Source organism: Marinobacter sp. MDS2 (genome assembly GCF_030718085.1).
GTDB lineage: Bacteria > Pseudomonadota > Gammaproteobacteria > Pseudomonadales > Oleiphilaceae > Marinobacter.
Genome location: NZ_JAVAJF010000001.1, coordinates 792231 through 805975 on the forward strand (window position 1 = coordinate 792231; position 13745 = coordinate 805975).

Genomic DNA, 13745 nt, shown 5'->3' on the forward strand with positions numbered 1-13745 from the left:
AAAGTTTAAATTAATTATTAACCCAAGACTCCAGATCCCTTTTCACTAAAGCCGAAAGACGTCTTACATCATTATAAAAATACTCTTTCAACTCTTTTACGAACTGCTCTGATGGATAATCATACCGACTCTCTACGTTATTATAACGGTGAACTCCAGACAGGATACCTGTATTAAAGTTAATGCCGGCCTTTCTTTTTAATCTAGCAACAACCATCAAAAAATAGTGCAAACCCAAAAACTTTCTTTTTGTCGCCTTATTCGCATGAGTAAATTTTATTCTATCAAAGGGATCAATCTCTAAAAAACTCTGGAGATCCTTCCAAACTAGCTCGGGGCAATTTTTTATATCGTCCATTACAATGAACTTAACCCTTTCGGGAGACACAATCCGAAGCAACGCATCAACTTGTGAACCTAGCATACAAGCTTTCTTATACGCCATGTGCGAAGGATCCCCTCCCTTTAAGTCGAAGATTTTATCAAACCCACCTCGCGCTCTCGAATCTGATAACTCCCATGCCTTCACGAAATCTCTCTCTAGTTCGTGACCTGTATAAACTTTCTGAGCATGCAAAGAAATGGCCATTTCCACAGGATTTCTAAGACATACAATATACTTTGCACAGGGAAAACTCTGCTCAATAGAAACTATTGCCTCAGGGCTAAACAAATACCAAACTGAACCTTCCGCAATGACTGAGTGACGACGGTCTGCACCTTCGAAATTGTTTAAATAATCAGTTAATTCGCTCTTCATCCCTTTATAATTGTAAAAGAAGTCCAACTCTTTATTTTCTGAAAAAAAAACATCCGGGTGCTGAGCTAGCCAACCCGAAATGCTTGTAGTCCCGCACTTTGGAGCGCCAATTAGAAATGTATTCGGATACTTCATCTAGTTAAACCTTTACAAAAAGATCTTTCAACGCGCTACGAATTCCCTGATCTTCCCTGTAACCGCCAAAAACATAATATCTCACTACATGGGCAAGCCTCTCTTTACGACTTATACGGACAATTTGTATTCGCCGCCTAATATGCTCACTTCGAACTTCCAGCTTCTTGATAGCATTATTTCGGGCCTCTTGTCTCAATGAACCGAAAAACTTCTCACTTCTTTCCAAAGCGTCGATTAACGACAGCGAATTCTCCAAGGAACCGTGAAGTTCCTGTTCAAAGGAAGAAGACTGACTGTATATCTCTTTAGCTCTCCGGATTACGGCGGAGACAAAAAAAGACAAGGGACTTAAAGTATGATCATTTAGTGCAATTTTTGATGTATTTTTACCGTGTCGCCGATAGAACTGAAGGGGTTTATCAATAATAATTTTCGCTTGAATTTTATCCGCGAGACCGACCAACCAGTTATCATGCCCTGGATACGTTATAGGTATTGGCAGCGCCCACGTCAGGAAATCACGCCTGAAGGCGCAGCAACAGCCCATAACGAATGATTCGTTACTTAATCCGGCCTTCCTTATTCTTTGATACTTGGTATGTAACGAGACATTGAGCTCTGCATCTGATATCAAAGCATCATTCATTAGCACCAAAGCTTCTTGGTTATGCTCAGCAGCTCTCGTCATATACTCAATCTTTTCAGGAAGCCACACGTCATCTTGGTCACTTAGGAAGACCAGATCACCGGTCGTTTTCATCAGCGCCGCGTTAAAGTTGCCGCAGTAACCGAGGTTCTTTTCATTGCGATGAAACTCAACGGTAAAGGGCGCGGTTTTGGCGAACTCACGAACGAAGGCTTCGGTCTGGTCGGTAGAGCAGTCGTCTGTGATGATCAGTTCATCCGGCTGACGGGTCTGGGCTACGAAGCTTTGGAGTTGCTCTTGTATGTATTGGGCACCGTTGTAGGTGGCCATGGCTATGGAGATTTTCATATTTCCCGTTAAATACCTGAGGGTCAGATTTTGTAGGATAGCGTCGAATAGTCTTGCTTATAAAATTCCACAATTCGATCGTAGTGACGCTCGAATTTCGCCTCGATTTCAGGATATTTCAAAGACCGTTTTTCCTGCCTGTCCGGGGTAAAGAGAGAGGTGAGCCATTTAGCCCACGAGTTGCGGTTTTCAGATTCATTGGAAAAGCCCAGAAATAATTTTTTAGCTCTCTCTACACCACCCTCTTCCAGCTTAAAAACTTGAGGCTGATGGGGACTCCTAGGAATAAATTCTACTTGAGGGCGAATGTGATTATCATATATGTAACTGTTTCCAAGATACTTTTCAAAAGTGTCAGAAACCCAATCATCAACTGAAAGTTCGGTAATTCCCTGAGTTCTCTGCCAGTAGTATTCCGATTTAAAGCGTGAGAATGGATTTCTTACCACGGTGAAAATAGAATCAAATTGTTCAAACTCCAATATGGATTCCAAGGGCTGTACGTGCAAATGCTGAAGACTCGCCTTGCAATATCGTATTTCTTTTAAGGACTTTCCACGAATAGAAAAACTCTCTTCCCACCCAAAATCATCAGCAATCTTTTCTATGGTAGATCCTGCAGACTTCGGAATATGAAGAAATAAAATATTGACTTTACCTTTTGAGAAAACCGGCACAAAAAGCCTCCAAAATTAAAACGCTGCGGGTCTTATATTTAGCTTTTTAAGGACGAAATAAGCTAACACTAAATTCCAAACAACAATACTTAAAGCTACTGATACCGCTGCACCAACTGCGCCGAATCGGGGAATCAGGAGGATGCAAAATACTATATTAATTAACACAGCAATAACTTGACCACCTAATGTAAATCTTTCGTAACCGCTCATTGACAGAAGATGTCCAACCGAACCGAAGAAAACGTTAATCAATTGCCCAATGGCAATAATTACAACAGGCCAGTACGAAATGGTCGCGTATTCCTCACCAAAAGCCAGGCGAATCAGCGGATCACCGCCAACAATCAAAATTCCAGCCACTGGTAGCGCTAAAAACAAGCTCCCTCGTGCCGACTTTCTGGCAAGGTTCTGGAGAAGAACCTGGTCTCCATCCCTGTAAGCCCCAACTATGTAGGGGGCAATGACCATATTGACGAGCATAAGAGACATTGCCACAAATTGCCCGCCGCGCTCTGCAACACGCATAGCGGCAACTTGCTCGTCAGCGCTAAGAAACCCAAGAGCGATAATTCCGATTTGTGCATTAAATGTGCTAACCAGGGCAATCATGCTGAATGGTAATAATGCCCGTTTCCAACGCCCAACCTGATAGGTGGCAGCTACGCCTTTAGCGTCGCTTGGCTGGATTTTAAAAAACATCCAACTCGCGATCAGGAATATCACGGCCCCACCAGCCACTTGGCTCCAGATAGCAGATTTCGCATCTAAATCGCCATACAAAGCCAAGACAGTAAACAGGACTAACATGACCACAGGCTGAATTAGCTGTCCCGGTATCTCAGCGTAGGCCGGGAAGCCTAAGCCTTTGATTGTCCCCGTTCTAACGGCGGCTAGACCGCTAAGAGGCACCATCATCAGAGCAATTGGCAGTAAAGACCATTTTGCATCCGAGGGTAACAGTTGTAGCACCACTCCCAGAACCCAGTAGCCGATCAGTATTGCCGCTGCTACGAAGAACACCCAAACATGGGAAGCTCGCAGCGCACCTCGATAAAGCGACCAGCTTTTTGAGTGGGCGAAGGTTGCAACTTCTCTGGTTAGAAGCTGTGGTAGACCACCGCTTACTGGTAACGCGATGAGTGGAATCAACGCTATTACGAAGGCGTATTGGCCAAACCCTTCTGGCCCCAATGTCCGCGCCAGAATAATGCTTGTCGCGAGTCCGATGGGAATTGAGAAGAGCTTCATTGCTCCTACCCCCATGAAGCTCTTGATTAGCTGCGCTTTAAGGCTCAAGTTAAGGTCCGCGATTGATTTTGATTAGCGAGAGTTATGACTTATCACAGCCTATGGCTATGTTTGAGGCCAGATCACGTAGTAACCTGCAACTGATAAGACTACGTTGTCTGCGTAATTATTCATTGCTGCTTGCTTTCACTGATGTCTCGTGTCCCGTCAGGTTAGTTCCCTCACCTACTGAGTGACGAAGATCCTTTTGAGCAAGGCGCGAGGCATTCAGCTACGCCTTGCTTTTTCAATAATACTCCGCAGCCGAAAAAGCCACGCCAGCTTTATCCTTCTCGGAGACTAGCGGTTCACTCTCAGTATCTATCGGCCAAGTAATCATTAACGATTGATCCGCCCAGTGAATAGACCTCTCATAGTTAGGTGCATAGAAGTCCGTGCACTTATACTGAAAATCTGCCGTCTCACTGGTTACCAAAAAGCCGTGTGCAAACCCCGGTGGCACCCACAGCATGCGGTTGTTCTCTTCCGAGAGGTATTCCCCTACCCACTGGCCGAAGGTGGGGGAGTTGGCGCGCAGGTCTACGGCTACGTCAAACACTTCGCCACGGGTTACCCGCACTAGCTTGCCTTGTGGCTGTTTGATCTGGTAGTGCAAGCCACGCAAAGTGTTCTTTACCGAGCGGCTATGGTTATCTTGTACGAAGGTGGCGAATATTCCTGCCTCACGAAAAGCCTTTTCGTTCCAGGCTTCCATAAAGAAGCCACGTTCATCTCCAAAAACTCTGGGTTCAACGAGTTTCACGTCAGGAATCTTGGTTTCAGTGATTTTCATATAGGTAAGTAATGCTAACTGAAAAATAGGGGTTAGTTATTTCCACCGGTTGGCAGAAGGTTTGCTGAGGATTTCGGCCAAGAGCAATTGCAGGACAAATGTTATCCTCATTCTTTTTTTCGACTAAGAGATTCAGCTACGACGGAAACTGCCCCGGAATACGACAAGTGATCGTCATCATAATAAATGGGAACGCCATTACGCTCTATATCACACCAAAGCTCATCACAGAATGACTCCCAAACAGGTATAAACTGAACGTCACTAGGAATTCGCTCTGAGATAAACTTATCAGAAACCCTTGCACGCTCTTCAACTTGGCCTCTTGGTATGCCACGGGGTACCTCTATACCTGCGTAACGAGCCAAGGCAATGGTGTGGGGGACACTAAAACCCGGTTCTGGAACCGAGCCAATAACAATCACCTTAATATCGCGAGTGGACAGTCGATCTAGAGTTTTCTCCAAAGATCGCTCTACAACTCGCGCATTTTCTTGAACTGAGTGGCTAATCGTCTGCTCGTCTTCCAGAAAAGTTCGATTTGAACCGCCAACTTCTGGGCGCCATCCAGTCAGTTGGAGGGACCAACGTCCACCCAATATCACTTTATCGATTTGAGGATTGTTATCAATCTCCTCCCACACTTTTTCTCTGAAAGCATTGCAATCATTGCTTTTTGGCACATCGGCCCGTTTCGCTCCATCGAGCAGCGGGCATCCAGCTTTCCAATAGAGTGTACCCGCGCTATCACCCATCAATTCAGATGCCTCGACTGCCGGCCTTAATGCTGCCGCGTGGCTATCACCAATTATTGCGTAAGTTACAGCCGCGTCCGGATTTCCAAATCGACATCTATCTCGGTTATCAAAACCACTACACCGAGTGCGGAAAGGGTCCACATCCTCCGCCGCCGCTAACGCAACGCGTGACGATTCGTCCAATCTGGCTGGGAAACCTGCGTAGGCAATTGAGACCAGCGCCAGCGCAGCCATAGCAACACTCCCCCCCGCTAGGGTTATAAAGCTAACCTTTGCAGGCATTAAATCTCTTTTCCGGAAGGGCTGCTCCACAAAACGCCATGAAAGCCAGGCAAGAACAAATGTTGTCAGAATGGCTGCAACAGCTAATTCAAATTGAAGATGGACATTTGCGGTGCTAACGCGAAGTGTAGCAAGTACAGGCCAATGCCATAAGTAGAGCGAGTAGGATAGTAACCCGATTAAGACTACAGGCTTATACATCAACACTTTGCGCGCGATCCATGCGGTTCCGTCACTATGTATGACGAGTGCAGCGCCCAAGCAAGGAATAAGGGCCACCCAGCCAGGGAATATCATGTCACTATGAATATAGAAAACGGATAATAGAATCAGCCCAATACCCAGTATTGGGAGCGATTCTCTCAAAAATTGAGATTTGGCACGTGGAATTGCACTTGTCGCCAGAACAGCGCCAATTGCTAGTTCCCAAGCTCGGGCGGGAAGAAGGTAATAAGCAACTGAAGGTTTATTTACAGAAAGCCATAGACTTGCCGCAAAGGCCGCGATCGTGCCGACAACCAGAAAGCCCTTTATCGATACCCGAAGCTTACAAACGGCGATCAGAATTATTGGAAATACAAAGTAAAACTGCTCCTCAACAGCCAAGGACCAAGTATGTAGCAATGGCATGAATTCTGTTGTTGGTGAAAAATATCCTGACTCGCTCCAAAAATAGAAGTTCGATAGCGACAGTAATGCGGCAATGCCCGATTCTGAAACGCTTACTGCTTGGTCAGGCAGGCTGATCACCTGAAAAACCGGCACTGTGACCAGAAGCATTACAAGCAATGCGGGAATAATCCTGCGTACGCGCCTTTCGTAGAACCTTTTGAATGAGAAGCGGCCAGCTTGCACCTCACGAAGAATGATGGAGGATATGAGGTAACCACTAATCACAAAGAAAATATCGACGCCAACAAAGCCGCCTGGCAACCAGCTAGCACCGGCGTGAAACAAGATAACCGGCAATACTGCAAAAGCACGAAGACCATCAATGTCTGCGCGGTATTTTAAATCGCTCATCACTTTATCTCGTGTATGAATAATGCTGGCATCTACCAAATGTAGATCCGAGCTGGCTTACTTTGCTGTTTTAACAAGTTTTTTTAAGTAGTCGCCGTAGCTGTTCTTTTTTAGATTTTCGGCCTCGGCCAGCAATTGGTCTTTGCCAATAAAGCCCATGCGGAAGGCAATTTCTTCCAGACAGGCGATTTTCAGGCCCTGGCGCTTTTCCAGGGTTTCGATAAAGCCGCTGGCTTCGTGCAGGGAATCGAAGGTTCCGGTGTCCAGCCAGGCGAAGCCCCGGCCCAACAGTTCGACGCTCAGGTCGCCGCGTTCCAGGTAGGCCTGATTGACGCTGGTGATTTCCAGCTCTCCCCGGTGGCTGGGTTCTACCTGTTTGGCGATGTTAACTACATCGTTGTCGTAGAAGTAGAGGCCGGTTACGGCGTAATCGGATTTCGGGTTGGCCGGCTTTTCTTCGATGGAGATGGCTCGGTGGTTGTCATCAAACTCCACTACGCCGAAGCGCTCCGGGTCGGTTACCTGGTAGCCGAATACGGTGGCGCCCTTTTCCCGCTTGGCGGCGGTTTGCAGCATGTTGCTCAGGCCCTGGCCGTAGTAGATGTTGTCGCCGAGTACCAGGCATACGCTGTCATCGCCGATGAAATCTTCGCCGATGATGAAGGCCTGGGCGAGGCCGTCCGGGCTGGGTTGTTCTGCGTAGTTGAGGTTAATGCCCCATTGGCTGCCGTCGCCGAGCAGGCGCTGGAAGCCTTGTTGGTCTTCGGGGGTGGTGATGACGAGGATATCCCGGATGCCCGCCAGCATGAGTACGGAGAGCGGGTAGTAGATCATGGGTTTGTCGTATACCGGGAGGAGCTGTTTGGATATGCCTCGGGTGATTGGGTAGAGGCGGGTGCCGGAGCCGCCGGCGAGGATTATTCCTTTCACTTAGAACTCCTTGAATTTGGTGCAGAGGGGTCTGTCCTCGTAGGGGCAGACCCCGTCGTAACATTTTTGCCACGAAATCCACTAAAGAACACGAAATAAAAAACAAAGATTTAAAGATTTTTTAGTGTTCTTTCGTGGGTTTAGTGGCAAATTTCTTCGAGATATTCATTGAGCGTCAGCGCCAGTTGGCTTTGCCAGTCTGGGAGCTGGATGTTTAGGGCTTGCTGCAATCTGGTTACGTCCATCCTTGAGTTCAGCGGGCGTTTTGCCGGTGTTGGGTAGTCGCTGGTGGGGATGGGGTTTGCTTTTGTGTTTTTGCCGGCCAGGCGGAAGATTTCTTTGGCGAAGCCTTGCCAGCTGGTTTCGCCGGTTGGGGCCAGGTGGTAGAGGCCGGTTTCCAGCTTACTATGGATGGCTAGTGCGGTTACCTGGGCGATGAGCCTTGCCGGTGTGGGTGCGCCGATCTGGTCTGCCACTATGTTGAGTTCGGTTTTGCTTTCGGCCAGGCGCAGCATGGTTTTCATGAAGTTGTTGCCGCGGGCGCTGTATACCCAGCTGGTGCGGAAGATGAGGTGGTCGGCTCCGCTTTGCTGGATGGCTTCATCGCCTTGTAGTTTGGTTTGGCCGTATACGCTCAGGGGGCCTGTGGGGCTGGTTTCCTGCCACGGGGCTGTGCCGGTGCCGGGGTAGACGTAGTCGCTGCTGTAGTGGACCAGGCGAGCGTTGTTGGCCTTTGAGTATTCTGCAAGCTGTTTGGGTAGGCCTGCGTTCAGGCGCTGGGCTTCGGTTTGCTGGGTTTCGGCGGCGTCTACGGCTGTCCAGGCTGCGGCGTTTACGATCAAGTTTGGCTTGATATTGGCCAGAAAGCGGTCAACGGCTTGCTCGTCCATTAGGTTCAGTTCTACTCTGCTTGGGGCGGATATGGTGCCCAAAGGGGAGAGAGTGCGATGGAGTTCGAAGCCTACTTGGCCGGTTTTGCCTAGTAATAGTATGTTCATAGTTTGGGTGTGGTGTTGCCGAATTTGGGTGGCATGGGGGTCTGTCCTCGTAGGGACAGACCCCGTCGGTGCTTTGGTGCCTTAGCTCCCTATGGACAGGCCCCTTCGATGCTTTGGTGACTTAGTCTTTGCTTGCTACGCCCAGGCGTTCACGCTGGTAGCTGCCGTCTTGTACTCGTTGGCACCACTCTTGGTTATCCAGGTACCACTGGACGGTTTTTCGGATGCCGGTTTCGAAGGTTTCTTCCGGGGTCCAGCCCAGCTCTTTCTCGATTTTGCTAGCGTCGATCGCGTAGCGCATGTCGTGGCCGGGGCGATCTTTTACGGTGATGATGAGGTCGCGGTAGCTGGTTTCCTGTGGGCGCAGTTCCTGCAGGATGTCGCACAGGGTGTGGACTACTTCGATGTTCTGTTTTTCGTTGTGGCCACCGATGTTGTAGGTTTCGCCTACTTTGCCTTCTGTTACCACTTTGTAGAGGGCTCGGGCGTGGTCTTCAACAAACAGCCAGTCTCGAATTTGGTCGCCTTTGCCGTATACCGGGAGCGGCTTGCCTTCCAGGGCGTTGAGGATCATCAGCGGGATGAGCTTTTCCGGGAAGTGGTAGGGGCCGTAGTTGTTACTGCAATTAGTGACCAGTACCGGCAGGCCGTAGGTGCGTTGCCAGGCGCGTACCAGGTGGTCTGAGCTGGCTTTGCTGGCGCTGTAGGGGCTGCTTGGGGCGTAGGCGGTTTGTTCGGTGAACAGGTGTTGCTCTGCATCAGCCGCTTCACTTGGATGCGGGAGGTCGCCGTAGACTTCATCCGTGCTGATGTGGTGGAAGCGGAAGTTGGCTTTTTTATCGCCATCCAGTGCCTGCCAGTATTGGCGGGTGGCTTCCAGCAGGGTGTAGGTGCCTACGATGTTAGTTTCAATGAACTCTGCAGGGCCGTCTATGGAACGGTCTACGTGGCTTTCTGCAGCCAAGTGCATAACGGCGTCTGGTTGGTGTTGGGCTAGTACGCGCTCTAGCTCGGCGTGGTTGCAGATGTTTACTTGTTCGAAGGTGTAGCGCTCGCTATCGCTGACCTCCGCCAGGCTTTCTAGGTTGCCGGCGTAGGTGAGTTTGTCGACGTTGACCACTTCATCGTTGGTGTTGGTGATGATGTGGCGGATGACGGCGGAGCCTATGAAGCCGGCGCCGCCGGTTACTAAGAGTTTCATTTTGGTGCTTTGCTCGGGTTTTGAGTTTGTCGCTGGCTTTGGTGGGGTCTGACCTCGTAGGGTCAGACCCCTTTGTAGATTGCCGGGTTGGTGCTGCTTTCCTACTCGGATTTGTAGGCGTAGTTGTAGTAGCCGTAGTAGCCGTAACTGGTGGCTGCTTTCTTTTCCATCGCGTTTAGAATTACGCCTTTGATCGTCACGCCACCGTTCGCTAAGCGGGTTTCGGCTATCTGAACTTCTTTTGGTGTGGTTACCCCAAAACGAACGACCATCAGTGTTGTGCCGCACTGTTTGCCGATGATGGCTGCGTCGGTTACGGCTAGAATCGGAGGCGTGTCTATGATCACCAAATCAAATTGGCTACTCAGATACTCCATAAACTCAGTAAAACGTGCCTGCATCAGTAGCTCTGACGGATTGGGAGGAGCACTGCCTCGGCTTACCCAACTGAGGCGTTCCAATTCCGTAGGCCGTACAGCTTGCTCGAATTCCAGCTTGCCGGCGAGCACGTCAGACAAGCCGTCTTTAGAATCTTGGCCTAGCTCTTGGTGTACATGGCCTTTGCGCATATCGCCGTCTACCACTACCACTCTCTGGCCGGCCTGCGCACAGATTGCGGCGAGGTTGGTGGACGTGAAACTTTTACCGATACTCGGGCTCGGGCCCGTAATCACCAAGCGGTTGTCGGTACTTTCCATCATGGCGAAGTGTAGCGAGGTACGCAGGCTTCGAATGGCTTCAATCGAGAGATCCGCGGGGTTACGCACGGCTAACAGGCCGGCGTTGGTCCGCTTGCCTCGGGACTTCTTCGCTTTCTCGTTGCGGCGTTTTTCTTCTTCAGAAAGCGGCACGGTTGCGTATACCGGAAGGTCCAGCTCTTCCAATTGTTCGGGGGAGACAAGTCCACGGTTAAAGGCGGCACGGAGCAACACGATGATCATGGCCAGCAGCAACCCACTCATGCCTGCCACGGCGACAATCAAGTTGCGTTTAGGAGCTACCTGGCCTTGAACTACGGCATCGTCCAGTATGCGTACATTACCCACGGTACCGGCACGGGCCAGTCTCAACTCTTGCATACGGTTGAGCAGTTGCACGTAGATTTCTTGAGTGACTTTTACATCGCGGCTCAGGCGCAGGATTTGCTGCTGGGTTTCTGGCAGGTTACCCGTGCGCTCTTCCAAGCGCTCTTTTTCCCGCATCAGCTGTTCTTTCTTTTCAAGCAGTGAACGGTAAACAGGATGATTTGGCGTAAAACGGCGAGCCAGTTCAGATTCCTGTAACTGCAGTTCGTTCAAACTACTTTCAATCGCTACCAAGCTGTTTAGTGCGTTCTGGGTTTCAAAACTCAGGTCTATGCTGTCACTTTGCAGACGGTATTCGTTTAAGCGGTTTTCTGCTTCGTTTAACTGCTCTCGAACCTTAGGGGCTTGCTCTTCCAGAAATTCCAGGCTTTTATCGGCCTCGGCAGCTTGGCGGGCTACGTTCTGAGTGAGGAAGACCTCGTTCATGGCATTCAGGCTACTTACGAGCTCTTGTTCGTTCACACCTGTCAGCTCCAACCGGAGCATGCCGGTATCCTTACCTAAGGTGTTAATGCTCAGGCGTCTCAATAAACCTCTGATTGCTGCGAGCCGGCTTTTCTTAACCACGATGAAAGTAGCACCGGCGGGAGCGCTTAGCTCAGAAACAGTTAGCTCAATCCATGGTTTTTCTATTGTGAGCATCTCGCCCACGATTCCCTTACCCAAGCTATCACCATGTCCGTTTAACAGGGTGTAACTATTGTTGCCATCGGAGCGCAAGGTGAACTGCAGCGTCTCGCTGTTGTGAGCGGTTACTAGCCGCCCTATGCGCAGCGTGTCGCCCGCCCACACCGTGTTACTTCCCTCTGCAAGACTGGGGCGTTTGATGCCTTTGCGTAACAACCAGTCACCAATTACCGGCCACGTGCTTGGAACAATCTCTACAGCCAAGCCGGTCTGATCTACAACCTGTCCGAGAATCAGGCGTGAGCGTAGTATCTCAACTTCGGTACTGGTGCTGGGTTCCTGTTCGCCTAGCAATTTGTTCATATCAGCACCACCGATCGTGCCGGATTTTTGCTCAATCTGCACCAGCGCATCCGCTTTGTATTCAGGTGTTGCCAAAGTGGCGTAGACAAGGCCAGCCAGTGCGAGAACAACCGTCAGAATGACGATGAATATTTTATGATCCCACAGGCTGCCCAGTAGAAAACCAATATCAATTTCATCGTTATCTTGTGCGGTTTCGCGGGTACGCGTTGAAGCATTGTTTGCTTGAGTCATTCGTCGCTCTTGCTGTTATTTCAATCGGGGAAGCCAGGCGTGTACGGCTTCTTCGAGTAGTTGATGTACGTGCACGAAAGCTTCGCGGCTTTTTTTATAGGGGTCTGGAACGTCCGGCTTTCCCGGTAGCCAGTGGCTGAGCAGCATGGTTTTACCGGCGGCAGTTGGATCCAGCGTGCGAACCTGGGCCCGCTGCCCTTCACTCATAACAAAAATAAGATCGGCTCGCCGCAGGTGATCAATCGTCACTTGCCTTGCCCTATGCTGGCTGAGATCCAGGCCCGCCTGTTCTGCCAGGCCAGCCGCCGTTGCGTCTGCGCCATGATCTACGAGCGCCCCCAACCCTGCAGATTCAACGGTCTTTTCTGGCAGACTCTTTTTCAACAATGCTTCTGCGACCGGGCTACGACAAATGTTGCCCACGCAAAGCACCAATATATGATTAAACATGGGCTTAGGCTCAGTTACCGAGATTAAGGGCCCGGTCACCCAGGAACAGGGCCGAGAAGGATGGCACCAACAACGATACGACACGGTTCCAGCGCGCCAGAGGGGCAGCAGTTACATAGACCATGTCGCGATTTTGCAGATTAAAACTGTCCGCCAACACCAGGGCTGTCGCGTCTTTCAGGTTCAGCTGATACATGTCGATTAAGTGTTCGCTCTCTGGTGAGGCGTTTTCCGAACGCCTTACAACGAACACTCCCGTCGCATCCGACTGGCGCTGGTCCAGGCCACCCACATTCGAAATCGCTTCGGCCAGGGTTAGGCCATTTCGCCCCATCGGCAGGGTTTTCGTGGTGCCCACTTCACCCAAGACAAACACTTTCTGATCGTCACCCAGTGGAACGTTGATCACGTCGCCACTTTGCAGCAATACGTTATGCAGTTTGTTGCCCTGCTCGTACACGGCTTTCAATGAGAGGCGATAATCCATGCCATCACGGGTAAGGGTTACGTTGCGCCAGTCTGCACCTTCTGACATATCCAACCCGCCCGCCTGGCTGATGGCATCGACGATGCGCGTGGGTACATTCGTGAGCGGGTAAACCCCTGGCTTCTCAACCGCACCACTCACGTAAACCCGCTGGCTGCGAAAACCGGCCACTGACACATCTACCTGGGGCGATTCGATGTAAGTTGATAGGCGACTGGCGATTTCCTCACGGATTTCCAGCGTCGTAAGCCCTACCACATCTACATAGCCGATGTACGGGTAGTAGATGGTGCCGTTCTCATTCACCACGTTGCCGGATTCTTGGGAGCTGCGGTTGGAGCCTGCCGGTATGGTCAACTCTGGGTGGTCCCAAACCGTGACCTGTAAAACATCACCAATACCGATGCGGTATTCGTATTCGCTGTCTTCGCGGATAAGCTCGGCGCTAGGTACCGGCACTTCGGCCGCGATGGCGTGGCGCAAGGTATCAGGTCCAATGCGGCTGACGTTCACCAAGCTCGAGAGGTTTTCTTCTTTCGGGCTTTCGTAATCGGCATTCCAGCCGCCAGTACTGATGTGCGACCCAGGTGCGAAGGCGCAGCCTTGCAGAGCCAATAAAGCGAAAGGGAGCAAAATCCTTAAAAACATAGTCGTG

General features: G+C 50.2%; 12 protein-coding genes. All 12 read right to left on the bottom strand.

Features of this window, described 5'->3' with window-relative positions; genetic code table 11:
- Positions 1–10 precede the first annotated feature (10 nt).
- The 12 genes from Q9245_RS03780 to Q9245_RS03835 all read right to left on the bottom strand — a co-directional run bounded on the left by Q9245_RS03780 (position 11) and on the right by Q9245_RS03835 (position 13738).
- Positions 11–895, bottom strand: a complete 885-nt coding sequence (locus Q9245_RS03780) for a sulfotransferase (RefSeq protein WP_305895903.1) — start codon at positions 893–895, stop codon at positions 11–13.
- A gap of 4 nt (positions 896–899) precedes the next feature.
- Entirely contained in the window at positions 900–1892 is a 993-nt protein-coding gene (locus tag Q9245_RS03785) for a glycosyltransferase family 2 protein (protein WP_305895904.1), read from the bottom strand.
- 23 nt (positions 1893–1915) lie between these two features.
- Complete coding sequence (locus tag Q9245_RS03790; protein ID WP_305895905.1) at positions 1916–2569, bottom strand: sulfotransferase family 2 domain-containing protein; 654 nt, start codon at positions 2567–2569, stop codon at positions 1916–1918.
- A 15-nt stretch (positions 2570–2584) separates the two neighbouring features.
- Positions 2585–3868: an oligosaccharide flippase family protein gene (locus Q9245_RS03795; RefSeq protein ID WP_305895906.1), complete on the bottom strand. Its 1284-nt coding sequence runs from the start codon at positions 3866–3868 to the stop codon at positions 2585–2587.
- A gap of 238 nt (positions 3869–4106) precedes the next feature.
- On the bottom strand, positions 4107–4652 hold the full coding sequence (gene rfbC / locus Q9245_RS03800; RefSeq protein WP_305895907.1) for a dTDP-4-dehydrorhamnose 3,5-epimerase: 546 nt from the start codon (positions 4650–4652) through the stop codon (positions 4107–4109).
- Positions 4653–4759: 107 nt separating this feature from the next.
- Positions 4760–6715, bottom strand: coding sequence for an acyltransferase family protein (locus Q9245_RS03805; RefSeq protein WP_305895908.1), 1956 nt, complete (start codon positions 6713–6715; stop codon positions 4760–4762).
- Between the two features lie 57 nt (positions 6716–6772).
- Positions 6773–7645, bottom strand: a complete 873-nt coding sequence (rfbA, locus tag Q9245_RS03810; protein ID WP_305895909.1) for a glucose-1-phosphate thymidylyltransferase RfbA — start codon at positions 7643–7645, stop codon at positions 6773–6775.
- Between the two features lie 140 nt (positions 7646–7785).
- Positions 7786–8643, bottom strand: a complete 858-nt coding sequence (gene rfbD / locus Q9245_RS03815) for a dTDP-4-dehydrorhamnose reductase (RefSeq protein ID WP_305895910.1) — start codon at positions 8641–8643, stop codon at positions 7786–7788.
- Positions 8644–8764: 121 nt separating this feature from the next.
- Entirely contained in the window at positions 8765–9844 is a 1080-nt protein-coding gene (rfbB, locus tag Q9245_RS03820; RefSeq protein ID WP_305895911.1) for a dTDP-glucose 4,6-dehydratase, read from the bottom strand.
- A 101-nt stretch (positions 9845–9945) separates the two neighbouring features.
- A complete protein-coding gene (locus tag Q9245_RS03825; protein WP_305895912.1) occupies positions 9946–12153 on the bottom strand; it encodes a polysaccharide biosynthesis tyrosine autokinase in 2208 nt (735 codons plus the stop codon).
- Positions 12154–12168: 15 nt separating this feature from the next.
- Entirely contained in the window at positions 12169–12603 is a 435-nt protein-coding gene (locus Q9245_RS03830) for a low molecular weight protein-tyrosine-phosphatase (protein WP_305895913.1), read from the bottom strand.
- Positions 12604–12613: 10 nt separating this feature from the next.
- Positions 12614–13738: a polysaccharide export protein gene (locus Q9245_RS03835; RefSeq protein WP_305895914.1), complete on the bottom strand. Its 1125-nt coding sequence runs from the start codon at positions 13736–13738 to the stop codon at positions 12614–12616.
- Positions 13739–13745: the final 7 nt, after the last annotated feature.